General features: G+C 69.3%; 16 protein-coding genes and 3 pseudogenes. 7 read left to right on the forward strand and 12 right to left on the reverse strand.

Going from position 1 to position 25,177, the window contains the following annotated elements:
- The first annotated feature begins 35 nt into the window (after positions 1–35).
- Entirely contained in the window at positions 36–1,526 is a 1,491-nt protein-coding gene (locus AB0G17_RS27460) for an HEXXH motif-containing putative peptide modification protein (protein ID WP_361388293.1), read from the forward strand.
- A 146-nt stretch (positions 1,527–1,672) separates the two neighbouring features.
- On the opposite strand, the gene AB0G17_RS27465 is transcribed toward AB0G17_RS27460, so the two are convergent.
- Positions 1,673–4,804 (reverse strand): BTAD domain-containing putative transcriptional regulator, encoded by a 3,132-nt coding sequence (locus AB0G17_RS27465; RefSeq protein WP_361388296.1) that lies wholly within the window; start codon positions 4,802–4,804, stop codon positions 1,673–1,675.
- 164 nt (positions 4,805–4,968) lie between these two features.
- Between AB0G17_RS27465 and AB0G17_RS27470 the strand changes: the two genes are divergently transcribed.
- From AB0G17_RS27470 to AB0G17_RS27485, 4 genes are all read left to right on the forward strand, one after another.
- Positions 4,969–5,673, forward strand: coding sequence for a response regulator transcription factor (locus tag AB0G17_RS27470; RefSeq protein ID WP_361388299.1), 705 nt, complete (start codon positions 4,969–4,971; stop codon positions 5,671–5,673).
- 311 nt (positions 5,674–5,984) lie between these two features.
- The gene (locus AB0G17_RS27475; protein WP_361388302.1) at positions 5,985–6,725 is read left to right on the forward strand and encodes an alpha/beta hydrolase; all 741 of its coding nucleotides are present in this window, start codon (positions 5,985–5,987) and stop codon (positions 6,723–6,725) included.
- 373 nt (positions 6,726–7,098) lie between these two features.
- Positions 7,099–8,550 (forward strand): hypothetical protein, encoded by a 1,452-nt coding sequence (locus tag AB0G17_RS27480; RefSeq protein ID WP_361388305.1) that lies wholly within the window; start codon positions 7,099–7,101, stop codon positions 8,548–8,550.
- The gene (locus AB0G17_RS27485) at positions 8,547–9,713 is read left to right on the forward strand and encodes a hypothetical protein (protein WP_361388308.1); all 1,167 of its coding nucleotides are present in this window, start codon (positions 8,547–8,549) and stop codon (positions 9,711–9,713) included. The genes AB0G17_RS27480 and AB0G17_RS27485 overlap by 4 nt, the downstream gene beginning before the upstream one ends.
- Positions 9,714–9,811: 98 nt before the next feature.
- On the opposite strand, the gene AB0G17_RS27490 is transcribed toward AB0G17_RS27485, so the two are convergent.
- From AB0G17_RS27490 to AB0G17_RS27500, 3 genes and pseudogenes are all read right to left on the reverse strand, one after another.
- Positions 9,812–11,320 (reverse strand): DUF4246 domain-containing protein, encoded by a 1,509-nt coding sequence (locus tag AB0G17_RS27490; protein ID WP_361388311.1) that lies wholly within the window; start codon positions 11,318–11,320, stop codon positions 9,812–9,814.
- Between the two features lie 227 nt (positions 11,321–11,547).
- Positions 11,548–11,867 (reverse strand): annotated as a pseudogene (locus AB0G17_RS27495) (VOC family protein); the annotation flags it as partial.
- Between the two features lie 182 nt (positions 11,868–12,049).
- Positions 12,050–13,288: a DUF2993 domain-containing protein gene (locus AB0G17_RS27500; RefSeq protein ID WP_361388314.1), complete on the reverse strand. Its 1,239-nt coding sequence runs from the start codon at positions 13,286–13,288 to the stop codon at positions 12,050–12,052.
- 250 nt (positions 13,289–13,538) lie between these two features.
- Here AB0G17_RS27500 and AB0G17_RS27505 point away from each other — a divergent pair.
- Positions 13,539–13,769 (forward strand): annotated as a pseudogene (locus AB0G17_RS27505) (phosphatase); the annotation flags it as partial.
- A 53-nt stretch (positions 13,770–13,822) separates the two neighbouring features.
- Positions 13,823–14,422, forward strand: a complete 600-nt coding sequence (locus tag AB0G17_RS27510) for a hypothetical protein (RefSeq protein WP_361388441.1) — start codon at positions 13,823–13,825, stop codon at positions 14,420–14,422.
- On the opposite strand, the gene AB0G17_RS27515 is transcribed toward AB0G17_RS27510, so the two are convergent.
- The 8 genes and pseudogenes from AB0G17_RS27515 to AB0G17_RS27550 form a co-directional block, all read right to left on the reverse strand.
- Positions 14,369–14,533, reverse strand: a complete 165-nt coding sequence (locus AB0G17_RS27515; RefSeq protein ID WP_361388317.1) for a hypothetical protein — start codon at positions 14,531–14,533, stop codon at positions 14,369–14,371. The genes AB0G17_RS27510 and AB0G17_RS27515 overlap by 54 nt on opposite strands.
- A gap of 98 nt (positions 14,534–14,631) precedes the next feature.
- On the reverse strand, positions 14,632–16,341 hold the full coding sequence (locus AB0G17_RS27520) for a thiamine pyrophosphate-binding protein (RefSeq protein ID WP_361388320.1): 1,710 nt from the start codon (positions 16,339–16,341) through the stop codon (positions 14,632–14,634).
- Positions 16,342–16,352: 11 nt separating this feature from the next.
- Positions 16,353–18,077 (reverse strand): thiamine pyrophosphate-binding protein, encoded by a 1,725-nt coding sequence (locus AB0G17_RS27525; protein ID WP_361388323.1) that lies wholly within the window; start codon positions 18,075–18,077, stop codon positions 16,353–16,355.
- 43 nt (positions 18,078–18,120) lie between these two features.
- Positions 18,121–19,494, reverse strand: coding sequence for a hypothetical protein (locus tag AB0G17_RS27530; RefSeq protein WP_361388326.1), 1,374 nt, complete (start codon positions 19,492–19,494; stop codon positions 18,121–18,123).
- 13 nt (positions 19,495–19,507) lie between these two features.
- Entirely contained in the window at positions 19,508–22,369 is a 2,862-nt protein-coding gene (locus AB0G17_RS27535; protein WP_361388329.1) for a peroxidase family protein, read from the reverse strand.
- A gap of 132 nt (positions 22,370–22,501) precedes the next feature.
- Complete coding sequence (locus AB0G17_RS27540; protein ID WP_361388332.1) at positions 22,502–22,867, reverse strand: hypothetical protein; 366 nt, start codon at positions 22,865–22,867, stop codon at positions 22,502–22,504.
- 329 nt (positions 22,868–23,196) lie between these two features.
- Positions 23,197–24,186, reverse strand: coding sequence for a phosphotransferase (locus tag AB0G17_RS27545; protein WP_361388335.1), 990 nt, complete (start codon positions 24,184–24,186; stop codon positions 23,197–23,199).
- A 55-nt stretch (positions 24,187–24,241) separates the two neighbouring features.
- Positions 24,242–24,557 (reverse strand): annotated as a pseudogene (locus AB0G17_RS27550) (ATP-binding protein); the annotation flags it as partial.
- Positions 24,558–25,177: the final 620 nt, after the last annotated feature.

Below are 25,177 nucleotides of genomic sequence, written 5' to 3' on the forward strand. Positions count from 1 at the left end.
CCATAGGAACGGAACAGGAAGGCACCATCGTGGCCATGGTCTCCCCTCACGTGGCGGAGGACATACTCGCGCGGGACACCCTCTTCGGAGACTCCACCGCCATCGAAGCCAGGAATCTCGCCCGGTACCGCCTGGGACTGTCGCTCCTGGCTGCTCGCGACGATCGGCACGCCGACGTCCTGAACGCGCTCACGCTGCAGCCCGACGAGCGGTTGCTGCCAGCCATGGCGGACCCCGTTCTGCGCAACGCCTTCGAGGATGACACGGCCTGCATGGAGAACGGGGTCTTCACCGCCAGTTCCCTCGGCGGCCGCCTCGCGCACGGGGCGTGGCCGCTGCCCGCCGACGGCTCCGGCCTGTGCGAAAGCCTCATGGCGACCCGGGCCCGCCCCTGGCCACAGATCGGGCCGAGCTGGGTATGGACCGGGCTGCGGCCCCCCGCCCCGCGACAGGCCATCGCCGACCGGCTCCTGGAGCTGTGCCGCAACAGCTTCGAGCCGGATGAGCACAACGAGCCGTTCGACGCGACGCCGGAGATGGTCGAGGCCCTGCGGCAAGGCGCTGGTCTGCTCACGGCGCTCCTCCCGCAGATCGGTCCCAGCGTGCTGCGGCATGTGTCGCTGGTCGGGTTCAGCGACGGGGAATCGCCCGACGGCCCGTTGCAGTCGCTGTCGGGCGGTGACCCGTTGCCGTCCGCGATGTTGATGTCCCCTGGTCGGCTCCGCGACCCCTGGACGACGGCCGAGACGCTGCTGCACGAGGCCGCTCACCTGAAGCTGTTCGACGTGCTGCGCTCGTGCTCGCTGGTGGAGGACGGCGAGGCCAAGGTGCCCATCCCCTGGCGGCAGACCTCGTGGACGTTCATCAGGGTGCTGGTGGCGCTGCACTTCTACGCGCACATGATGGTCTTCCAGTCCGCGGCCCGCGACGCGTCTCCTGAACTCGTCGCCCAGTACGGGCCCCCGTCCGCCGACGACGTCATCGACCGGCCGACACCGGGGAGCCCGGCTGCCGCCGCCGGCAGCCATGGCACCGTCCTGGAACGTATGACCTACCTCGCGGAGCAGGCCCTGTGCGCCGACCACGGGCAGGTGACGCCGGAGGGCCGCCGGTTCGTCCACTGGCTGCTCGACGCCGTCGAGCACTGCGAGCCAGGGGTGCGCTCGCTGGTCCAGGTGCCCCAGCCGGTCCCCGCCGAGCCGTCCGGTGAACTGCCGCCCCTGGAGGGCGCCTTCGCGCGCAACGAGCCCGTTCTGGCCGAGGAACTGCTCACGCTGCGGCAGCTCCTGGTACTGCAGCCGGACCAGGCGCGCTTCCACTGGCTCGACGCGCACACCTGGACCGTCTATGCCCTGTGCGAGGGCGAGTCGTTGACGTCGCTGGCCGAGGGGTACCGCCGTACGGTGCAGGGCCCGCTGGAGGAGGAAGCCGCCCGCAGGACGGTCCGCGGGTGCCTCGACCTGCTGCTGGCGGCGGGACTGGTGTCCCGGGTGCAGAAGTCGGGAGCCGTCGGAGCGGCGACGTGACGGGCCTGGTTCTGGAGGTCCCGGAGGCGGTCCTGGGTGTCCCGGGTGCGGTTGCTCGGGGCTGGGGGCCGTCGGCCGGATCAGGCTGGTGATCCGGGTGCTGGAGACCGTCCGCAGGACCGTCCGGGCCACCTGGCGGGTCACGCCTACCGGCGCGCACGGGACAGCAGGTCGTGCGCGTCGGCCAGGCCGCGCCGGTGGCCGGTCTGAGCGAGCACGGCGGCTGCCTGGGCCGCGAGCCCGGCCGCCTCGTCGGCGCGTCCCCGTGCGAGGTCTGTGCGGCCGAGGATGGTCAGGGCCTGGCCTTCGATGATGCGGTAGCCCTCGGTTCGGGCCCGGGTCAGGGCGGACTGGGCGTGGGTTTCGGCGTCGGCGAGGCGGCCACTCAGGAGGCGGACCTCGGCCCGCCCGAGCAGGATCGTCGCCTGCGTGTGCCTGGCCGCGGCCAGTTCGGCCTGTGCCTGGGCCCGGTCGTAGGCCCTCTCGGCCTCGGCTGGATCCCCGCGGCGCGCGTGAACGCGGGCCAGGCTCTGGAGGGCCGCCGAGGACAGCCGGGTCCCGCCGATGTCGTCGGCCAGGGAGGCGGCGGCCGCCGCGAGGTCGAGGGCCGCCGCGAGGTCGTCCTGGTCCAGGTGCCAGTCGGCCAGCGCCCGCAGGGTCTCAGCCTCGCCGCCCCGGTCGCCGATCTCCCGATGGACGGCCAGGGCGTCGGTGAGGCGGTCGAGTGCCTCGTCCGAGCGCCCCAGCAGGCTGAGGACCTGCCCCAGATTCCTTTGGGAGACGCCCCAGGCGCCGCGCGAGTCGATGCGCCGGCTCAACTCGACGGTGGTGCGGACGTGCCGCTCCGCCACCCCGAGTTCACCGAGTTCCTGATGGAGCAGACCCATGTTGGTTTCCGCGCTCAGCCGGAGCATGATGCACTGGGGCCCGTCCGGCAGGATCCTCAGCGCCTCCTTGTGGCGCTCCACGGCGTCCCGCAGACCACCCGTCAGAACGTCGACCAGCCCCAGATTGATGAGTGCCTGGGCCTTTCCCTCCATCCACCCGGCGGACTCCGCGTCCCGCAGTGCCGCGCCGTAGTACCCGGCCGCGTTCTCGTACCGGCCCAGGCCGCGCTGGGCGTCGCCGAGGCTCAACCAGGCCGAGGCGCTGCCGAGCACCTCGTCGGCTGCCCGCGCCGCCTCCTGCGCCGCTTGTGAGACCGCGATCCAGTCCGGAGCGGTGCGGACCAGCCAGAAGTAGCCGCGCAGGCCGTCGCACAGCTCCCACGCGGCGGAGGGCAGACCCAGTCCCACTGCCTGCTGTACGGCGAGGACGAGGTTGGCGTGCTCCCGCTGGAACCACTCCCGGGCGGCGGTTTGTTCACGTACGACAAGGGCGTCGTTCGCTACGTGCTGGGGCGGGAACGCGCGGATCTTCTCCGGGTAGAGCAGCCTGGCTCCTGTGTGCACGCCGGCGAGGTAGTAGCCGTAGAGGCGCCGCAGCGCGGCGGCCCGCTCCTCGGCGGTCTCCTCCTCGGCCATACGCTCCTCGGCGTAGAGGCGGAGCAGGCCGTGGAGGTGGAACACGTCGTAGTCCTGCTGGCCGACCAGATGCGCGGCGACCAGTCGCTTGAGCAACTGCGCGGTCCGCGCGCGCTCCAGGCCGAGCAGGGCCGACGCACCCCCGGTGGTGGTCGTGGGTCCTGGCACCAGGCTCAGACGCCTGAAGAGTCTGCGCGCGTCGGGCGCCAGGGACAGGTAGGAGAGGGCGAAGACCGCCTGCAGATCGCTGGACTCGTCCTCGGGCATGCTGAGCACGCACAGCCGGTGATCCTGGTCCCGCAGCCGTGCGACGTAACGGGCCACGGGGCGGTCCCCGCCGGTTTCGAGTACGTTGACGGCGGCGACCCCCAGCGCCAGGGGCAGGTGTCCGCAGAGCCGGGCCAGCTCCGCGGTCGCCTCCGGCTCGGCTTCGACGAGCGCCGTCCCCATGATCCGCACGAGCATCTTCTCGGCCTCGGCGGGGGAGAGAACGCCGACGGTGAGGTGGCGGGCGTTGTCCCGGACGACGAGGCCCGCCAACGTGTCCCGGCTGGTCACCACGACGTTCGAGCCGGGCGTCCCGGGCAGCAGCGAACGCACCTGGTCCACGCTTCGCGCGTTGTCGAGCACGATGAGGATGCGCTTGCCCGCCACTAGGGTGCGATAGAGGCCCACCGCGCGGTCGAGCCGCCCCGGGATGCTGTCGCAGGGGACGCCCAGGGCGTGGAGGAAGGCCGTGAGGGCCTCAAGGGGCGTGACCGGCCGACAGGTCGAGTATCCCCGCAGGTCGATGTAGAGCTGACCGTCCGGGAACCTGGCCTTGGCCGCGTGCCCCCACCGTATCGCCAGCGCGGTCTTGCCCACGCCGCCGCGTCCGTCGATCGCCGTGATGACCATCGGCGTGCCGGCGCCTTGGCCGTCGGCCCACTCGTCCAGCACCCGCAGGTGGTCGTGCCGCCCGGTGAAGTGCGACGGCTGGGCGGGGAGTTGGCGTGGGACGGGAGGGGGGTCGGCGCGCTCCTCCGCCGTACTGGCATCGGAGACGGTCACCGCGGGCGGCCTGAGGCCGGGGCTGTCCGTGAGGACGGCCTGTTCCATCTCCCGCAGCTCCGGCCCAGGTTCCAGACCGAGTTCCTGGATCAGGACGCGGCGTCCTTCCCGGTAGACATCGAGGGCGTCGGCGCGTCGGTTGGCGCGGTAGAGCGCCAGCATGTACTGCGCTCGCAGCCGCTCCCTGAGCGGCTCACGTTCGAGCTCTCGCCGCAGGTCGCCCAACAGGGCGGTGTGACGTCCCAGTCGGAGGTCCATGTCCATCAGTTCCTCGAACGCGGAGCGCCGTGCCTCGTCGAGGCGGGGTGCTTCGACTTCCGCGAGATAGCGGGAGGCAGTCCCCTCCAGTGCTCTGCCGCGCCAGAGCCGCAGGGCCCGGCGCAGCAGGCCGGAGGCGGCGTCCAGGTTGCCCGCCGCTTGCGCGCCGTCGGCCTGCCGCACCAGTTCCTCGAAGTCGTGGACGTCGAGCCGGTGTGACCCCAGAGCCAGCGAGTAGCCGCCGGGCCTGGTGTGCAGGATGTCCGCTCCCCGGTCCCGCAGGACACCGCGCAGCCGGCGGATGTAGTTGTGCAGGGTGGTCCTTGCGGTCTTGGGAGGGTTGGTCCCCCACAGCCCGTCGATCAGGTCCTCGGTCGAGACGACCCGGTCGGACTGCAGGAGGAGCATGCTCAGTACGGCTCGGTGCTTGGCCGCCGATATCGGCACGACCTGCTCCCCGCACCGTACTTCCTCCGGTCCGAGCAGCCGGAACTCCAACGGTCCTCCCCCTGCGGCACCAGCCGGCGCCCGCCGCTGCCCGCGCTAGTCGCGCGATAGCGCATCGCGATCATGCTAGGTCACGACAGCGCCCGAAGCTAAGGGGACAACCAGTGACGCCGACGCCGACCGAGCCACTCCGTGTGTTTCTCGTCGAGGGAAACCCGCTGATCAGGATCGGTCTGGGCGCGGTGCTGTCGGACGGCGCGGTCCGCTTGGTGGGCGAGGCCGCGGACGCCGACGCCTGTCTGGAGCGGGTCGGGGACGCGGACCCCGACGTGATGCTCCTGGACCTCGACGGCCCGAGGGGATCGGGACTGGCCGCCGTCCGGTCCCTGGTACGCCGCTTCCCCGAGGTCGGGGTGGTGGCGACCGGTTCGGCCCGCAGCGAGGAGAGCGAGCTCGCGCTGGCGGCCCTGTCGGCCGGAGCCCGGGGATTCCTGCTCAAGGACTCGGAGCCGGCCCTGATCCTCGACGCCATCAGGCTCGTGCGGGGCGGCGGGGTGGTACTCAGTCCCGGCGTCGGCGACGTACTGCCGACGCTGCTCGCGGCGGCGGCCGACGTACCGGGACGATGCACCCTGTCCGGGTTGACGGCCCGCGAGCACGATGTCCTGCGCCTCGTCGCGCACGGCTACGACAACCGGCGAATCGCCAGAGAGCTGTCGCTCTCGGACAAGACCGTACGCAACTACGTCTCGGCGGTGCTGAGCAAACTGGGGGCGGGCAGCCGTGGGGAGGCGATTGTGGCGGCGCGGGTGGCGGGGCTCGGAGGAGCGTCGCGTTGGGGGAAGCCGGTGCGGCCGGCTCCACGTTGACAAGTCCGGCAGTGGCGGCGTCGCGGTCGTCGACGCGATGTCGATGTCGTCCATGCGCTGAATGATCACGGCGGCAAGGACGGGGGCCCGGTCCGACACTGTCGGCTTGATCGGGCAACATCCGGCCCGGCGGGGGCGAAAAACCGTTGGTGGACCGCGGCGGCCTCCGCTACGTTTCCGGAGGCCGTGCGAGAGAACGAGGAGGTGGTACCCGTGAACGCAGTATCGACGTGGGTGCTCTCCTCCGAGGTCACGGCCGGGCGATAGGTCGTCCGGGAGCGCCGTCACGTGCACTCCCGAAAGGCACGACCATGCACTTCACTTCCGAACAGCGCTTCGACGACGGTGTCCTCGAGCGCACGTTCACCCTCGGTGAGATCCCCGGCATCCTGTGGACGCCGACGTCCGCGTCCGTATCCGCGCCGGCGCCGCTGATCCTGCTCGGCCACCCCCCGCTGGGACTGGACAAGATGTACCCCCGCCTGGTGGCCCGGGCCCGGCACGCGGCGACGGACGGCTTCGCCGCGGCCACCATCGAACTCCCCGGAAGCGGTGACCGGCCCCGCTGGCCCGCTCTCGATCAGGCCCGCGCGGACCTGCGCCGGGCCATGCAGGCCGGCGAGCCGGTCGACGAGGAGATCGTGGACCGGCTCGTCCTCCCACTGGTCGAGAGGTCGGTCCCGGAATGGCGGACCGCCCTGGACGCCCTCCTGTCGCTGCCGGGAATCGACGGTCCGGTCGGATACTCAGGAGGAGTCATCTCCATCGGAATCCGGCTGGCGGTGGTCGAGCCGCGCATCGCGGCCGCCGTGCTGTTCGCCGGGAGCCTCGTGCCGCGCGCCATGTTCGACGAGGCCCGGCAGGTCGCCATCCCGCTGCACGTCCTGCTGCAGTGGGACGACGAAGGCAACGACCGGCAGGCCGCCCTGGACCTGTTCGACGCCTTCGGCTCCAAGGAGAAGACACTGCATGCCAATCTGGGTGGCCACAGCGGCGTCCCGCAGTTCGCTGGGGACGCCGCGGCCCAGTTCCTGGTCCGGCACCTGAAGTAAGGCCGGGCGGCCGGCCCACCGGCGGAAGATGGGCCGTGTCAGGACACCGCTCACGGAGGGCCGTTGGCCTTCCTGTGCCGCCCACGCTGCGGGCTCCTGCCGATCCGGCAGGGGCCCGCACCGCCCCGGGGACAGCGAATCGTTCGCCTTGCCGCACTGCGGTCGGGAGCGTGCTCCACACCGCCCGTCGACCTCTGAGGGCCGGCCCCGCGTCAGGGGCCGGATAAGTCGGTGGAGGGCGTGTGGCCTGCCCTGTTACGGTTCGAGGGCCGGCCGCGGGACTCCAGTGCGACTTCCGGAACCTGCCTTTAAAGCAATGATTCGCTGCTCGTGCTCCCATTCCCCGGCCGGCATCAGCACTCCTGGGGGAAAGATGCGGATGGACTCGGAATCGTACGGGGACCTCGTCGCAGCCGATGATGTGCTGCTCTTCGTCAACGCGGCGATCACCTCCACCGGCCAGCGTGAATTCCACAGCGACGCGGACCGGCAGCGGCTGTCGCTGGACTTTCTCCATGCGTACATGCTGGGGAACTACCGCGACCTGTACGCCGGGGTCCTCGCGCTCGACATCAACGACTACAACGCCGTCCTCATTATCCGAGGGTTGCTGGAGACCACTGGTGAGGCCACGGCCGACCAGCGCCGCAGCGAGGGCAGCCTGATCGCATCGCGTCTTGCGCAGATGCCGCCCCAACGCGTGTACGGACTGTTCGACGCCCTGCGCCGGGCCAAGGTGAACAACCGGCGCACCCGCGCGATCATGCGTGACTGGCTCTCCGCACGCCAGGACCTGGCATTCGATGCCGTCAAGTACCGCGGCAGCCTCAAGCGAGCCCTCCGCCATGCGCACCTGACCCCTGTCACCGAAGAGCTGGGGGCGTTCATGTTCGCGCCGGTGGCCCGCGCGCACTATGCGACACCCCTGTTGGAGACGTGGCGCCGTGCTCACTACGAGCAGGCCGCCCTGTATGAGCTGCCCTATACGGTCGCCGAGGGCTTCGCCGCCAAGCACGGCATTCCCCGGAACGTCTTCCTGGAGCGCATAGCTCCGCGGATGACGCGCCTGGAGACTTTGCGCCTGCAGGAGTCCGCGCGCGCTCGCGGGATCACCGGGGTGCAGGCGGATCTGGCGGGGATGCCGCTGACCCGCTTGGCGACGTATGTGCTGTCGCTGTCGCTCGAGGAGCGTGGGCGCCGGCGTGCCGAGCTGACCCGCGCTCTGGAATCGGCCGCCGACCGGGTGGCCGGCTCCCACCGGGGGAGCTGGGGCAAGGTCGCCGCCGTCCTGGACGACAGCTTCTCCGCCTTCGGTTCGGCGCACAAGCGTCGTCGTCCGCTGGCCGTGGCCCTGGCCTGCCACTATCTGCTCGCGGCCCTTGCTGATGACTACATCGCGCTGTGGACGTCCGGGCGTGCCGATGCGCTGCTGACCTACCCGTACGGGCCGACGCCGGTGGGACGACGCATCCTGGACGCACTGGACACCTCCCCGACCAGGCTGTTGATCGTCTCCGACGGATGGGACAACGCGCCTCCCGGCCTGGCCGCCGAGGTGCTGCGTATCTGGCGGACCCGGCTCGACCCCGAGCGCCGCACCAGCATCGTGCATCTCAATCCCGTCTACGATGCCGCCGACTTCGACGTGCGCCGACTGTCCCCGACGGTGCCCACCGCGGGCATCCGTGACGCCGAGGACCTTCCCGCGCTGGTGGAACTGGCCCAGTTCGCGGAAGGCCGCACCGGCCTGGCCGAACTGACTGCGTACATGGACGCCCGCGCGGCACGGATGACGCATGGACACCCCCAGGAGCAGGCGCGATGACCACACTGGACCTGACCGGGCTGACCCCTCGCCCTTCCCAGGTGTGGAACGCCGTACGACTGGTGCCGCTCGTGCGCGACGAACCCGTCCACGGCCTGCGTCTGGGCACGCAGCTCTACGGCGACGCGGCCGGACTGGTGGAGCTCGGCCCGCGCCAGGTCTACACGTCCTACGTCCCGCACGGATTCGTCGCCTCGTGGACTGAGGACGGCACGCCGGCAGCCGCCTACGGCACCCATCTGTCCGCCGATGGCAACGCGGTCCCCGCCGCCACGATGGGCCTTCGCTTCCCTCACCGGATGGCCCGCCGCCAGGCCAAGGACCGGCTACGGTTCCTCCCCCTGCACCTGGCGTTGGAGGGCTACCTGGCACTGCACTTCGGCGGTCCGTCCGTGGCCTGGGAGGAGTGGTCACAGCGCGCGATCCGCCAAGGACTCTCGCCGCGCGTCGAGGAAGCGTACGTCGGTGGGGAAGTACGCGGGCTCGCCGACGCCTTGCGCGTCTTCGAGCTCCATCCCGGCCAGTGCGGCGTGCTGCTCTACGTCGCCGACGCGCTGGCCGCCGCGTTCGCGGTCCCGCACCCGGACGACTACCGTGCGCTCCACGCCACGCTCGTGCAGGATCTGTACGGTGAACTGATCCACCACTACGCCACGCTGATGCCGCCGGTGGGGGACTTCCGGGCCCGTATCCCTGACGCGCAGATCCGCTCCCTGGCCCACCTGCGCACGGCAGTCGCCGAACAGGAGCAGGCCTGGACGCACTTCCACGACACCACCATGGCGGCGGGCCTGCTGGAGTCCGCGTACGCATGGCAGACGGTCTACCGGATGGGGGGCTTCACGCTCTCCCGCTTCCTGCCGGAGTTCCGCCCCAAGCAGGAGAACCACATCGGCGAGGCCATCACCGAGGACAGCGGCAAGGTCGCCTACCTCAAGACGTTTCGCCTGTCGGAGACCCAGGTCCGGCGGGGCCACCTGCTGAGCAGGCTCGCCGCCCACGACTGGCACATGGCGGACACGGCGGGAGGCCTGGGTATCGATGAGGCCCAGCTGGGTCTGCGACTGGAGTCCGCCGGCTTCGGTTTCCTGCTCCGCCAGGACGTGTTGGACGGATACCGCAGGCAAGGACGAATCCGTACTGGACGAGCGCGGCGCGATTGACGGCTTTGGCGTGTCGCCGTGGCCGGGAGGCAGGAACGTGATCACCGCAACGTGATCAGCGGACCGTGATCGCCGGACCGGGGGCTGGCGGACCGGATTCAGTGCTCGCAGAGGGAGAATTCTCGTTCGTAGAGCTGCTCGTTGTGCTCGTCGACGAAGAACTTGCGTTCCCGCATGAGCTGTTCACGGTAGTGCTTCGCCTGTTCCAGCGTCATGGTCGTCGTGTCGGACCACGGTTGCTGCGGCGGCACATCGGATGTCGAGACGATGCTCTCCGACGGGTCGACCAGGAAGAACGCCAGGATCTTGCGGTGTCCCGGGCGAGTGGCGTCCGTGAGGCCGAACGAGCCGACGCGATGTTGCAGGATGTTCGGGAACGCCAGGCAGCGGCCCTGCGGGGTCGATGCCGATCCCAGTATCTGGTTCAGTGCGTTTTCGTCCTCCAGACCGTAGACCTCACGCAGACCGTTGTCGTCGTTCTGCTCGTAGCTGGGATCGTCGAGGGCGGCCCGGAAGCTCAACCGGCTTTCGGTGATGTTCTCGCTGTCCCAGTAGTAGATGCCGGTCGAGACGATCCGCTCGTTCAGCATCCCCTCGACGTGCCAGGAACCACCGGCGTACTCGGGCTTGTCCGGGGTGAGATGAATGGTGGCGAGCTTGACGATGACCTGGAGGCGGCGGCCGCGCAGGTCGACACGGGCGGACGCGTCGGGCAACGGGGGCGCGGTGAAGACCGGGGCGTCCGGGACGACCGGGAGGCGATCCTCCCACCAGTCGTCGTACGCCTGCTCCCACGCCTCACGGGCCTCTGCGTAGGCCTCATCATCACTGTAGGAGGATCTGACCGGACACTCCGGCTCCGAGTCGTACCACCCGTAAGGATCGGCCTCGATCCGCAGGGGCCGTGGATGGCGCAGATCGCTCAGCACGTTCTCCAGCAACGGGCGCATGCGCGCGAACAAGTCCGGCAGGACGGAGGCGAGTTCGCGGTGATCCTCGGGGTGGACGTTGTTGACGTACGAACGGAAGGCGACCTCACCGTCGTCGCTGATGTCGACATCCGTGGGCAGCCACTGGAACTGCTCCGAGAACTCGTACTTCGAATAGTGGTTTGTCGGATTCCGCCAAGCCCGCTCGGGCCCGCCGCTCGCCTCTCTCACCAGGCAGAACAGCGAGGGATGTACCAGATCCAGAACCTGACCGTCAGATCCGGGATGCCAGTCCCGCTCCGCTTCGGGGACCGCTTCCAGAACCTGAACGGCCTCACTCAGCCGGGATCGGAGCTTGTCGTCGATCAAGGTGTCCGACTGCCACACTCCGTCGACGGCGGACACCTCGATGCCCGTCCGCTCGTCCCGCAACGCGGCGTAATGCGCGAGTTCGGCAAGCACATACCGCACTTGTGCTTCGGTCAGGCCCTGGGCGACCGCTTCTTGCGTCCACCGGGCGACGATGTCGGCATCGCGCATCTTCTCGAACCACCCCGGCTTCGCCCGGATGTGCGCGCTGCACTCCATCATCTGCAGCTCCCGCAGCGTCCGAGGGGTCGCGAACGACAGGGAACGGGATGCGTTGAAGGGCAACGGGAAAGCAGACAGGCCGGTCAATTCTCAGGTCCTCACAGTCGGCGTGCGGTGGCCGGAAGGATACTTCAGCGGACTGACAGCGCAGCCACGCTCCCGGCCGTCGCCGATGCGCCGGCCAGGGCGGAGAGGCGTTTGAAGCGGCGGACCGCCGCCGGCTGGGGAGCGGTCACGGTGGGGGAACGCACACCCCCGTGATCTCACCGGCCGTCGGCGCGAAGCTGGACCCACGCCGACGGCCGGCGGGATGTTCAGACCAGGGTGGTGATGCGGAACGGATGGCCCGCCGGGTCCAGCGGGACTCGCCACCGATCGGGCTCCGGCTGGACCGTTGGATCGACGGCCCCTTGGGCGAGCAGCCAGGCTTGCGCCGCATCCAGGTCATCCACGCCCAGTTCGATAGGGGCCTGCTTCTCCTGGGTGGGGCCCGGCCAGGTGGGGCGCCGGTAGTCGGTCAGGCGGTTGAACCCCAGTCCGGCCGAGCCCTCCTGGCCGAGCCCTCCTGGCCGAGCAGGACGAAGTCGTCGGTGGAGTAGACGACGGGCAAGCCAAGAGCTTCCCCGTAGAAGCGCCACCTGCCCGTCACGAACTGCGCCTCTCCACGCTGGACAGACAGGGGGGTGCCGGAGGGGAAGGGCACATCCGGGCTCCAGATGTTCGGCTGGGGTGTCTTGTCTGCAGGCCGTACCCCTGTGAGCCTCGTCCGCGGGCCGTGCTCAGCCCGGCACGGTCCACGGACGGACACCGACCCCGTCACCGCCCCACCCCCACCTCCACCCCGGACACCGTCGCCACGACACCCTTCTCCTCCACGCGGACATCCCGAAGCCGCAGCTCCCTCGCCTCCCGCGGCAGCGTGAACGAGAAGGACAGCCGGTCGGAGAGCTCCGGCGGGCGCATCGCCAGCAGGCCGGTGATCAGTTTCGGGTCGATGCCGATCCTGGACAGCAGCCAGGGGTGGTCGGCGACCACATCGACCAGGTTGACCCGCGTCAGCTGCTCGACGAACTGGGGCGTGCCGACCAGCTCGTGGAGCTTCGCGTCGCTCCGCAGCGCCGCCCCTACGTCCTTCTCCGGCACCCCGAGCCGCCGCACCACCGCCGGCACCGACAGCAGCGCCTTCACACGTGCCGTGTCCCGGCTGATGAGTTCGGCGGACTCCCGGTGCAGCGTCAGCCCCCGGTCGCGGCCCGGGCGGTAGGTGGCGATGCCCGGCATGTCGAGGCTCATGCCGTCGACGTCCGTGGACAGTCCGCTGGTGCCGACCAGCCGCACCTGGGCCCGTGCCCGTACGCGCAGCTCCTGCCCGGCGATGCTCAGCTTGCCGTCCGCGCCCACCGTGTCGTCGCTCACCCGGCTGAACTTGAGCCGGGAGGCGGTGAGTTCACGGTTCATGTCGTCGAAGGACAGGGTGACCCTGCCGTCGAGGTCGCCGATGACCGCGCTGCGGATGTCGCTGGGCAGGTCCCCGGTCAGCTTGATGTCACGCGCGCTGGCCTGCACCTTCGTGAGCGAGACCCGGTCGGCGGCCACGTGCGGCACGGTGACGTCCACCCGTTTCAGGCGCTTGTCCAGGACCTGGGTGAGGAAGGGGAAGCCGTGGATGTCCACCTGGGGAGCGGCCGCGAGGTGGAGTTCGTCCTGGAGCGCCCGCTGGGCCCTCTTCTCCGCGTACATCACCGCGCACCGGTCCGCGAGCACCAGGAATCCGACGCACACGACCAGCGCGAAGAGCAGCTTGGCCAGCCGGGGGAGCGCGGCGAGGGGACTGCGGCGGCGCCGTCGACTCCGCCTGGCGCGGCGGCCGTTCCCGGACCGCCGGTGGTCGGGCGGCGACCATGGCTCGTCCTCGTCGGCGTGCAGACGGCTGAGGTCGAGGGGGAGCATCCGGGGTCGGGGCGCGGGGTCCAGATCGGGGTCGGGGTCGGCGAGTGCCGCCAGTTCGTCGTAGGGGTTGCGGGGACGGGACGGCATGCGTGTGGGGGGTCGCATCACTTCATTCCATCACACGTGCGATCTTCGTACGTGTGCGACAGGGGTGAGAGAGGTGTCCCGGTGACGCACGGCACAGCCGCACAGGGGCGGCCGTCCGCGCGTGCGGTGGCCGCCGCCAGCGCGCCCGGCCGGGCCGGCGGGCGACCGCCACCGGGGACCGACCCGTAAGGCTTGTCCCGCAAACTGCCTGCTCAGGGCCTGCTGGCATGATCGAGGCGTGATCAGTGAACTTGGTCGGCCTGGTGCGATGAGGTATGTCCTGTTTGATGTCGATGGCACGTTGATCGATGCCGTGGACAATCAGCCCCTGGTCTGGCGCACGTGGACAGAGCGGTACGGGCTGGGCCCTGTCGAGGTCTACCGGGTGGCGCTGCGGTGAGGCCGATGGAGACATTCGCGCAGGTTGCCCCAGGCCAGGACCTCCCGGAGGTGCCTGGCCGCGCTGCACGAGCTGGAGGACGAGGACGTCCGTTCCGGGAGTGATTGTCAAGAGTTGTGGATCAGGGCAATGGGGGTGGGATCATTCGTGTCGTGTGTTCCTGGGACTCTCTGACCATCACCGAACAGACGCAGATACGTCGGGCCATGGCCCAGAATCCGGTGGCCGGGACGATCCAGGCCACCGGTATGGCCCTGCGCTGGGCGGGTGCCGAGGACGCCCCGCCTCCGCGCAGCTACTCAGAGACCGAGCAACGGGAACTGGTCCCGCGACTCGGCGCAGTGGTCCTGGGACTCGTCGGTCGTGGCCTCGTCAGCGTCCAGGAGGCTGAGGGCCCTTTCCCCGCCGCTTCTGACCCTGCCGTTACTGGCGGGCAGCTTCATGCCGTTCTCGCGGACCCGGCCAACTGGCTCTGGAATCCCCATTCATCTTGCCGCTTCTATCTCGCTGCCCCGGATGAGGTGCGTGAACAGTGGGGCAACGATGTGTATCCGACGGCGGACGTCATCGGCCTTCCCGCCTGGGACGAGCTGAGCATCGCCCAGCGCGAAGTCCTGGTCTGCGCTGCTGAGGCCAGCGGCATGCTGACCGGACCGTTCGGCATCTCTTCGTCCGTGGATGTCCGCGTGACAACTTCCTTAGGCCACAAGGGCTTTGCGGTGTCGTGCGGCCATGAGATCTGGCCACGGTAGCCGGTCGGGAGCTGGCTTTCCGAGGTCGGCGAGCTTGGTGACGTGGTGGACTTCCACCCCGTCGATGCGCCCGCATGACTCGCATCGCCCGGCGAGGAGCCTGGTGACCAACTCCTTGTGCTTGGTGCTGACGGGCGCCGGCTGACGGTCGGTAACGACCGTCTTCTTGCTCTGGGGGCCTGGGTGAAACGGTGTCGGGGCGGGGTCGATCAGTCGCGGAGGCGTTTTTCGACGGCTTCCACGAGGGCGTCGATCACGCCGTCGGGTGAGGGGCTGTAGTGGGGGACGGCCCAGCGGGTGATCTTTGCGTCGATGACGGTGGGCCGGCCGGAGGCGAGGGCCGTGCGGAAGGCCTCCTCGAACTCGTCGAGCGTCTCCACGCGGTAGCCGTCGGCGCCGCACGCGCGCGCGTACGCCGCGAAGTCCGGGTTCTGGAACTCGACCAGGGCGCTCTCCCGGTAGGTGGCGAGCTGGAAGAGTTTGATCAGCTTGAACTCCTCGTCGTCGAAGATGACCCAGATGACGGGGATGTCGTTCTCGACGGCGGTCATCAGCTCGAACCCGGCCAGGGAGTAGCAGCCGTCGCCGCAGCCGACGACGACGGTGCGTTCCGGGTGCGCGACCTTCAGGCCGATGGCGCCGTTGACGTGCCCGGCCATCGGCCCGAAGGAGCCCGCCTTGCGGAAGTTCTGTCCTTCCTCAAGCTCGACGTAGTAGCCGAGCCAGGCCAGATGGGCGCCGGCGTCCGCGAGGAGGACGGCGTGCGGCGGCAGCATCCGGCCGATCGACTGCGCGAGCTGACCGGGGTGGATCCTCCCGGTGAGGTGGGTGATGTGCCGGGCTTCGTAGTCCCGGCCCTTGACGTCGGCCGCCGGCACATCGCCGGGCACCTTCTTCTCCAGCGCGTCGACGAGGGCCTCCACCGCCGGGCCGGCGTCGCCCAGCAACGCGTGGTGGGGTGGGTACGCCTTGTGGAACTCCGTCTCGGAGATGTTCACGTGGATGAGGAGCTTGTCCTTGAACAGGTCCTCGCGGTAGTTGAACGTCGCGTGCTGGTTGAGGGAGTTCCCGATGCACAGCACGATGTCGGCCTCGCGGAAGGCCTTCCAGGCGCTGGAGTGGCCGCTGTCCGCGAAGACGCCCACGGCGAGCGGATGTCCCTCGGACACGATGCCCTTGCCGTCCAGCGTGGTGAGCAAGGGGATCTGGAACTGCTCGATCAGTCGCTTGACCTGCGGTCCCGCCCCGCTGCGGATCGCGCCGAAGCCGGCAAGGGCCACGATCCGCTTCCGCTGGGCCAGGGCGTCGGCCAGCACCGACGCGATCTCGTCCACGCGCGCCGGGTCGGGCAGGACCGGGGCGACGTCGAGCCGGATCGGCCGGAAGTTCGTGACCTCGACCCCATGGTGGGTGAGGTCCTCGGGGACGTGGATGTGCACGGGCCCGGGCCGGCCCGCGAAGGCGACGTTGACCGCTTCTTCGAGGACGTCGCAGGTGTCGTCGGCGTCAGTGAGCAGGAAGGACTTCTTGGTGGTGGCCGCGAACATCGCCCGGGAGTCGGGCGTGCGGTTCAGGCCCGACGTTTCGTTGAGCGACCCCCATCCCTGCCACTCCCGTGACGCGTACCCGGAGACGGCGAGGACCGGGTAGGAGTCGGACATCGCCACCGCCAGCCCGGAGAACAGGTTGAACGCGCCGGGCCCGGCGGTCGCGAAGCAGAAGCCCAGCCGGTTGGTGTACATGGCGTAGCCGCAGGCCATGAAGGATGCTGCCTGCTCGTGCCGCGCGATGATCGGCCGGATCTGCCGGGAATGTTTCAGCGCCAGCATCAGACCGGCGGCGTTCTCCCCCGCGCCGCCGAACGCGGCCCGCACGCCGACGCCTTCCAGCCCCTTGACGATGGCCTCGTAGACTCGCATCGGTTCCTCCCTCATCGCGCGGCCCGTCCGCCCTGGCGGAGCCGGTCCTCGAGCGCCTCCCACATGCCGGGGACGACGCCTTCCGGTGATGTGCTGTAGTGGGGCAGCGCCCATCGGGTGATCTTGACGTCGATCACGGTCGGTCTGTTCGAGGTGAGGGCGGACCGGAACGCGGCCTCGAACTCGTCGAGCGTCTCCACGTGGTAGCCGTCGGCACCGCAGGCCTTCGCGTACATCGCGAAGTCGGGGTTCTGGAATTCCACCAGCCCCGATTCGCCGTAGGTCGCGAGCTGATAGAGCTTGACCAGCTTGTACTCGTCGTCGTTGAAGATGACCCAGATCACCGGGACGTCGTTCTCCACGGCGGTCATGAGCTCGAATCCGGCCATCGAGTAGCAGCCGTCACCGCACCCGACGACGACCGTACGGTGGGGCTGGGCGAGCTTCACCCCGATCGCGCCGTTCACGTGCGCGGACATCGGTCCGAAGGTGCCCGTCTTGCGGAAGTTCTGGCCCTGCTCCAGGTCGACGTAGTAGCCGAGCCAGGCGAGGTGGGCACCCGCGTCGGCGAGGAGCACGGCATCCTCCGGCAGCATGCGGCCGATCGCCTGCGCCAGCCGCCCCGGATGGATCGCCCCGGGAAGGTGGGGGAGGTGCCGGGTCTCGTGGTCCCGGCCGAGCACCTGCACGGGGCCGGCCGGAGCGGACTTCCGCTCCAGTGCCGCGCCGAGCGCCTCGACCGCAAGACGCGCGTCGGAGACGAGGGCGTGAGCGGGCCGGTAGTGCTTGCCCATCTCGCCGGCGTCGATGTTGACCTGGATGAGCGTCTTGCCGTCGAACAGGTCCTCGCGCAGGCCGAACGTCGCGTGCTGGTTGAGCGAGTTGCCGATGGCCAGGACCACGTCGGCCTCACGGAACGCCTTCCAGGCACTCGCGTGGCCGCTCTCCGAGAACACCCCGGCGGCAAGCGGGTGGGTCTCGGGGATCACGCCCTTGCCGTCCAGGGTGGTGACGACGGGGATCTGGAAACGCTCGACGAAGCGCTGCACCGCCGCCTCGGCGTAACTGCGGATCGTGCCGAAGCCGGCCAGGAGGACGATCCTGCTCCCCTCCCGCAGGGCGTCGGCCAGCACTCCGGCGATGGTCTGGACCCGCTCCGGGTCGGGCCGCACAGGCGTCACGTCCAGCCTGACGTCGTGGTAGTTGTCCACGGTCGTGCCGCGGTGGGTGAGGTTCTGTGGGACGTGGATGTGCACAGGGCCGGGCCGGCCCTCAAGGGCGGTGTTCACGGCCTCCTCGAGGACGTCGCACGTGTCGGCGATGTCCGTGAGCAGGAAGGACTTCTTGGTCGTCGCGGCGAACATCGCCTGCGAGTCGGGGGTGCGGCCCCGCCCCGACGTGTCGTTCACCGCGCCGTGGCCGCGCCAGTCGAGGGAGACGAAACCCGTGATGGCCAGCACCGGGTAAGAGTCGGACAGGGCGACGGCGAGGCCGGAGAAGAGGTTGAACGCGCCGGGACCGACGGTGGCGAAGCAGACCCCGAGCCGGCCCGTGTACATGGCGTAGCCGCACGCCATGAACGAGGCGGCCTGCTCGTGCCGGGTCATGATCGGCCGGATCTTCCGCGACTTCTCCAGTGCCAGGGCCAGACTGGCGATGTTCTCGCCGTTGCCGCCGAATGCGGTGTCGACACCCGCGCTCTCCAGCCCTCTGACGATGGCTTCGTACACCTGCATGGCGCTCCTTCGGTGCGTGCTTCCAGGCCCCAGGGAGGTTCGGCTACTCCTTCCAGCGGGCGGCGTGGGCGCGGTGGGCGTCGGTCAGGCCGTTCCGGAAGAACCGCTCGTAGTACTCGGTTTCGACGTGGTGCGTCTGCAACCAGATGCCGGGCACGTGGATGGCGTCGGTGTGGGCCGGGAACCGCCCGTGGGTGGCGTGGATGTACACGCAGACGTCGCGTGCGCAGTCGATCACCCGCTGGTCGTACTCGCCCGCCTCTTCGAGGTAGCGGGGCGCGTACCCGTCCTTGTAGATGCGGCTGAAGACATCCTTGTCCTCGTAGATGCCCCCCTTGCCGAACTTGCTCTGCACCACCGCGTCTACGGCGGCCTCCATCGAGGCGTAGTTGGGTGGGCACGCGCCTTTGATGAGGTGTTCGCCGGCGGCCCGCAGTCCCACCGGGTGGGCGCGCAGGGTCGCGTACTTCGGCAGCGGCACCTGCCAGCGCAGGAGGTCGGCGGGCTTGAAGCGCGGGGTGACGAAGTCGAAGCCGAGCATGCGGCCGTAGGTGCGGGAGAACTTCGGGTCGCCCAGCATGAGCTGGGGGTTGATCGACGCGTGGATCCACGCGCCGAGTCCCATGGCGTCGGCGACCAGCATCATGTTCTGCAGCAGCAGGTCGGCTTCCACCTGGGTGCGCATCGGCCCCAGGGCGCCGAGCGGCAGCTTGAGGTCGGGGTTGAGGAAGCCGTTGCGCACCCACTTGCGCACCCCGGCCGGGCGGTAGAAGTTGCGGTCGTCGACGAAGGTGGGCCGGGCTCCGTCGGGCTGGGTCAGCAGGTACATCAACGCGTTGATGTACTGGTGGGAGAGGTCGACGACCGGCAGGAAGACCGTGGTGCCCGCGAGGTTGGACAGGAAGCGGTTGGAGTCGAGGTAGGCGGGGAAGTCGCGCATGCCCTCGGCCACGTCCAGGCGGCGGTCCAGCACCTTCACCTTCGCCCGGCCGGCCCGTTCGAGCAGTGTGTCGGGGTCGAATCCCGCCCCGGGCGACGGGGGCAGCTTCCTCAGGTAGTACGTCCCGCTGTCGTTGATCATGAAGAAGTGGGTGCCCTGGGCGTTGTCGGGGCTGCCCGCCGTACGCCCCACCATGTTCAGGTTCGGCTTGGCCATGATGGGCTTGTGGTCGCGCGGGTCCTCGAAGGGCCGGTCGGGCATGCTGAGGCCGGAGCAGCCGGTGAGGGCGATGAGCACGGCCTCCTCCAGCTCGCCCAGGGGCTGCGGCCGGTGGGGGGAGTCATAGCTCATCGACCTGGCCGCGACGGACGCGCCCCTGCTGACCCGGTGGGTGCGCCGCCGGAAGACGCTCTCCCAAAGGGGCCGGGCCAAGAGGTCTTCGAGCCCGGCGTGCGTTGCTCGCTGCTGTACCGCCATGTCCGTCTCCCGGTCAGTCGTGGTACGCCTCGCCGTGATTGCGCACGGGCTGGACGGCACGCCACGGCGCGAACGCGCTGGCCGTGCGCGGCAGGAGGCTCGCCAGCTCGGGGCAGTGCCGCTGGATGACGCTCGTCATGCCACTGCGGTCGATCCAGTCCATGCCCAGCGGGGTGTAGACCTCGGGCCTGAAGTCGACGGTGAGGAAGCGGTCGCTCTGCAGGCGGCGGCTGGCCATCAGGATGAAGATGCGGAAGGCGGTGTCGCTGAATCCGAAGCCGGTGGGCGGGTTCTCGGCGAAGAGCCCCACCATGGTGTCGATCTCGTCGACCGAGCGGTACACGTCCCTCAGCCGGGCGACCGTCTCCGGGTCGGAAGAGAGGTCCTCGAAGCGCCGGATGCGCGGCTTGTGCAGACCTGCCAGGAAGTCGTTGTAGCGCGGGACGCCACGGCGCCGGGTGCGTACCAGGTCGACGACCGACAGGTCGATCACCTCTCCGTCGCGCTCGAACGTCCGCAGGGAGCGGGGGAAATTGTTCAGGGTGATCGCCCCGGGATGGGCGATGCCCAGGGAGTACAGCGTGTCCGCCAGACCTGTCTTGCGGATGAGCGGCTCCGTGGCGGCGCCCTGGACGTCGTTGAACGTCAGGGTGTCGAGGCGGTGGCCGAACCGGTGGTCGACGATCTCGTAGTCGTCCGGGATGAGCGGGTGCAGCCGGTAGACGGTGGTGAACTCCTCCGTGAGGGAGTACGGCGCACCGTGGTGGTCGGGCAGAGTACGGGGAATGCCGCCGAGGTCGTGCGCCTCGAACAGCCAGGTGCCCAGTTGGTCGAGCCAGGTCTTGGGCGGGCCCTGCCAGTTGGTCTTCAGGGCGATGTCGATCGCCTTGGTGGCGAGGATCGCCGGCGTCCACTCGACCGTGTGGATCTTGGCGATCAGCGCCGCGACGACGAGGCGTGCCGTGTGGTAAATGCGGTCCTCGTCCATGTGCGGGTACTCGTCGCGCAGCGCCCGGCAGACGGCGTTGTGCTCACGGGCGAACAGGGTCGTCATCGCGCTGAGGCCGAGCCACCAGCTGTCGCGGAAGCCGGTGACCGGAAGGCCGTTGCCGAGGGGGAGGTGCCCCTCCTCCAGCCGCAGTTCGGCGCGGCCGTCGGGCTCGCGCAGGGACTTCGCGACCGAGGCGGTGCCGCCGTAGATCTCCGAACCGTCCCACCAGTGCGAGACGGCACTGGCGAAGGTCGGCGGCTGTCCGCCGCCGGGCTGGTACAGGGCCTCGTTCTCGGCGAAGCGCATCACCTTCTCCGGTGGACCGCCGGGGGTGTTGTGCCAGGACATGCCGGGAGGCAGGGGCACCTCGACCGACTTCTCGCCGACGGGGTGGCGCTTGTGGTCGACCCAGTCGTGCACCTGGAACTGGATCCACGCGGCCGCGAGGATGTTCAGGGAGGTCGCGGGAATGAACCCGTCGCGGTGCAGCAGCTTTTCGCTGACGGTGACCGGGTTGGGCGTGTCGAACGCGTCCGGCCGGTGGGCCGGCGGCATGTTGCGGCCGAAGGTGGCGCCAACGGCGCCCATCGCCGGTGCGGAGAGGTCGTTCCAGGAGCCGTCGTAGCTGCGCCGGGTCCGCACGGCCTCGTCGACCGGGACCGGTGCGGGCTGGGCGGCGGGCGGGGCCTCGTGAACTTCGGTGTCGATGAGGTTGTGACGGCGCAGCGTCTGCCGGAACGCCATGAGGTTGAGCAGCCCGGCCCCAGTGGGCAGCCGGTGCCACGGGACGACGCGGTTGACGGCGTGGAAGAAGGCTCGCAGCGGGTAGCCGAGCAGGGTGTTGCGCCGCGGTTCGACCGTGACGAAGCGCAGGCCCAGGCGGTGGGCGCTGCTCGCCTCGTACGCCGCCTTGCGTGCCCGGTTGAGGTTGCCCAGAGGGCGGAAGGCGCCGGTGGTGTTCCACGGGTTGAACGCCAGCTGGTCGATGCGTGAGCCGACGGCCCGTGCCGCGGCGGTGTCCAGCTCCTGGCACGGGATCGTCAAAGTGGCCACCGGCACGGCGGGCGCATCCTCTTCCCGCCACTCGACGGCGCCGTCCTCGATGGGCGTGCGCCTGCTGTCCACGTAGCGCTGTACACACACGTCGAAGACGACGTCCGCCCGATGCAGCCTGCGCGCGAGTTCACGCCGCAGGTAGTCGGGGTCGGTGCGGGACGGATCTGGGGCCTCGGGGGCGCCGGAGGCGGGGCGCAGCTGATAGCGCACTGGTCCCGCCTCGCCCCACAGGATCGCGCCACGGCTCCAGTACGTCTCCAGTGCAAGGCTCCGCACCGGACGCCGGGCCCCGGCCGAAACGTTGCGTCGCATACGCGTCGCCGTGGACCAGCCGACGGACAGGGGCAGCTTCACGAAGAACGCGAACGCCTTGCGGAGCCGGGTGTCCGCGCCTGCCATGGCCTTCGCGAAGAGGACGAACTCGCGCGCGTTGCGGGCATGCGAGACCGGGAAACTCGTCATCAGCAGATCGTGGATCTCGTCGGGACCGACTTCGACGCGCAGCGCCGCCCCCCGCAGGTCGGGTGCGTGGTCGGGCTGGCGGACACCGCCGGCGTTGGACAGTCGGACCGTGACCGGATACTCGGCTCCGGGCCTGGCGAAACCCGAGCTCAGTTCGGCGGGCAGGTCGTCGTGGAACCTCAGCCGGGCGTTCTCCACGCCGAGGACCGCCTTGGCGTGGAACGTCCGATGGAGGGCGGCGGAGCCGCTGCGCTTCTTCGCCTTCAGCTGCACGCGCAGCAGGTCGGTTGCGAGCCGCTCGAAGATCAGGCGCTCGGCCTCCGGACTGCCGCCGATGTACCGCTCGTACTGCTGGGTCTCGCGCATGTCTGAAACACTCGCGGACACCGGAGGCGCTGTCGCGTGGAGCCGGGGCATACGAGTGATGCCGAGCCGGTCAGCTGCCAGGGGTCAGCTGGCGGGGTCAGGGGGCAGGGGGCAAGGGTCAAGGGGCAAGGGTCAAGGGTCAAGGGTCAGGGAGATCGTGAGATCGGCCTCGAATCCGGGGTCCCCGACGCTGAACATCCACTTGGTCGGCTGCGCCTCGTCGTCGGGGGTCATCTTCTGCACCCCCGAGCTCTGGTCGGCCGCGGCGGCGGCGAACTGCTCGGGGGTGACATCCGGGTTCAGATACCTCTCGCCGGTGTGGCGGTAGAGCGACGGTCCGGCGGGGGCCGGCACGTATTGCACGTAGTGCTGCTTGCGGAAGACGACGTTGTCGGAGAATCCCACCCCGAAGGTGTGGCGCTCGCCGACGTAGAAGTCCAGTCGGAAGACGAGGGTCGCATCGCTCCTCGCCCCGGCCGGTTTGACCGAGGCGTCCATCCAGCCTTCCCAGATTAACCGGTCCGGGCACGGTTGCGGGAACCGCTGCCCAACTCGCCGATACGGAGGATGAGATCATCGACGCGCGGGCAGGCACGGTGGGCGGCATTGATGCTGAGCGGTGTTCTGCTCGGTCGTTCATCTCCAAGAACAGCGATTGTCGACCGGTTCTGGAGTCAGTTGTCGATCAGCCGGCTCGCGAGTGTCGAAGAGAAATGACGGCACTGCCGAGTGAGTGAAGGGAACGCGGGACGGCCAGCCGCCCGTCAGGGCGGCTGGCCGTTGAGGCAGGTAGCGGCAGGAGCGATATGTGTGTGGCGGACGCCGTGTTACTGGACCAACAGAGCCAGCGCTTCCTTCGCGTTGTGCGCAGCGATTTCCTGCATCGCCGTGCGGTGCGGGAAGTCGCCGTCGAGCAGACGAAGGGGGCCGGCCACCAGTGAGAGACGCATCGCGAGCATGTAGAGGTCGAGCCGTGCTGGATCGAGTCCGGGGCGGGACAAGGCTGGGTACTGGTCACCGAAACGAAGCTGCAGGAACACGTGTTCCCACTCGACGTCGAAGAACATCAGGCCCTCGATGTCGATGAGGACGGGGTGCCCGGAGGCGTCGACCAGGACGTGGTCGGGCCCGAGTTCGCCGTGGATCAGTCCGTGCTGCGTACGCGGAGTCACTCGTGCGGCCAGCTCCTGCAAGCGATCCTGCAAAGAAGCTGCGGCTGATCCGATACTGGGGTCGCGTTCGGCCGCTTCTGTGAGGTCCTCGATGGCACGTTCGAGCACCAGTTGCTCGCAAGAATCGCCACTCGCTTTGTCGCCCCGTTCGAGCACGTCCACCCTGCCGTGGTGCTGACTGTGCTGCTGGTGCATCACGTCGAGCATTGCGGCCAGCTCGCTCAAGGCATGTGATGCGCGTGCGGGATCCGATTTCAGGAGCGCTTCCAGAATGCCGCCGGCAACGTCCTCGACAACTGCCACGTCCGCCGGGTAGCGGCGTCGGCTGACGTCAGCGAGAAGCACCCCTGGAACCCGGACTCCAAGGCCGTCCAGTCTCCGCTGGGCCGCTAGGAAGGGGGCCAGCCCGGAGGCGGGAGCAAACGGGTGGGCCGGGTCGATGGCTTCCGCAGCCGGCCAGAAGTTCTCGGTCTCGGCCCAGCTGTAGACGATCACACTCGCTGCATGTGATCCGCTCGTGTGAACCCGGTAGACCCCCTTCTTGCTCCCGCCACGCAACCGGTCCACTCCGACAACGCGGGCCTCCGCTCCGAGTGCCTCACGCACGATCCCTGACAAGGCTTCACTATCCGTGAACTGGCGCATCCGCCGACCCTATCCCCGGCCAGATACATCGTCGGGCGAGTCGGCTTCCAGTGGATCAGCCGGCCTTGGCAGGCTCTTCGGCTCGTGCTCGGGTGCTGGCGAGGCGGTAGGAGTCGGTGCCGGTCTCGACGATGGTGCCGTTGAAGGTGAGGCGGTCGACGATGGCCGCGCAGAGGCGGGGATCGGTGAAGGTCTTGGTCCAGCAGCTCGGCGCCGTGCCGGTCCAGTTCCATGTAGCCGAGTTCGTCGATGCAGAGGAGGTCGACGCGGCCGTAGCGGGCGATGGTCTTGTTCAGCTGGTTCTCGTCGGCAGCCTCGACCAGCTCGTTCACGAGCTTGGTGGCCAGCGTGTAGCGGACTCGGTAGCCCTTCATCATTGCACCGATGTGCAGACCGCTGCCAGCAGTACGCGGTGGGGTGAACTCCACAACCCCGAGCCACCACCCGTGATCATCAATCCACACCCGTGACCGCCCGCGCTGGGCCAAGCCGAGCGGCGTCAGCGACGCCCGCGCCGCCGAGGTAATGATCCGGAGGGCCGGACTGCGATCTGCCATGACCGGCATTATCGACCGTCCCACCGAAACCAACGTCAGACCGTGGTCACATGCACCATGCACGGCGACCTTCACCAACACTGAGCGTCACCGCTCCACAGAAGTTGGACCAGAGCCCAAACTCATCAACACCGCCCGTCCGTGGAACGGGGCGCCTCCCAAACTCATCGACAAGCGACGTCACTACCGCCCGATAAAGCCATGCGGTCGACGGTTGCTTGCAGGACCTCTCCGAGCCCACGCAAGGTGGACGCGGCGTCCTCCAGGTCGTAGTGGAGGTCGAACCCGTCGTCGTGGTCGGATTCCTTGGCCTTCTCCGCCGCCGCTTCGAAGAACTCGGCGAGCCGCTCCAGCAGGCCGTCAGTCGGTTCCAGGACATGGTCGGTCAGGGCAGCGGCGTGCTCGTATGACGTCGTGTTGTTGAGCTGGTCAGC

Source organism: Streptomyces sp. NPDC023838, assembly GCF_040639555.1.
Lineage (GTDB): Bacteria > Actinomycetota > Actinomycetes > Streptomycetales > Streptomycetaceae > Streptomyces.

Excerpts from the sequence above, each read along its gene's own strand:
- AB0G17_RS27460 (WP_361388293.1), top strand. The coding sequence starts at position 36 with ATGGTCTCCCCTCACGTGGCGGAGGACATACTCGCGCGGGACACCCTC.
- AB0G17_RS27475 (WP_361388302.1), top strand. The coding sequence starts at position 5,985 with ATGCACTTCACTTCCGAACAGCGCTTCGACGACGGTGTCCTCGAGCGC.
- AB0G17_RS27480 (WP_361388305.1), top strand. The coding sequence starts at position 7,099 with ATGCGGATGGACTCGGAATCGTACGGGGACCTCGTCGCAGCCGATGAT.
- AB0G17_RS27485 (WP_361388308.1), top strand. The coding sequence starts at position 8,547 with ATGACCACACTGGACCTGACCGGGCTGACCCCTCGCCCTTCCCAGGTG.
- AB0G17_RS27500 (WP_361388314.1), bottom strand. The coding sequence starts at position 13,288 with ATGCGACCCCCCACACGCATGCCGTCCCGTCCCCGCAACCCCTACGAC.
- AB0G17_RS27520 (WP_361388320.1), bottom strand. The coding sequence starts at position 16,341 with ATGCGAGTCTACGAGGCCATCGTCAAGGGGCTGGAAGGCGTCGGCGTG.
- AB0G17_RS27525 (WP_361388323.1), bottom strand. The coding sequence starts at position 18,077 with ATGCAGGTGTACGAAGCCATCGTCAGAGGGCTGGAGAGCGCGGGTGTC.
- AB0G17_RS27530 (WP_361388326.1), bottom strand. The coding sequence starts at position 19,494 with ATGGCGGTACAGCAGCGAGCAACGCACGCCGGGCTCGAAGACCTCTTG.
- AB0G17_RS27535 (WP_361388329.1), bottom strand. The coding sequence starts at position 22,369 with ATGCGCGAGACCCAGCAGTACGAGCGGTACATCGGCGGCAGTCCGGAG.
- AB0G17_RS27540 (WP_361388332.1), bottom strand. The coding sequence starts at position 22,867 with ATGGACGCCTCGGTCAAACCGGCCGGGGCGAGGAGCGATGCGACCCTC.
- AB0G17_RS27545 (WP_361388335.1), bottom strand. The coding sequence starts at position 24,186 with ATGCGCCAGTTCACGGATAGTGAAGCCTTGTCAGGGATCGTGCGTGAG.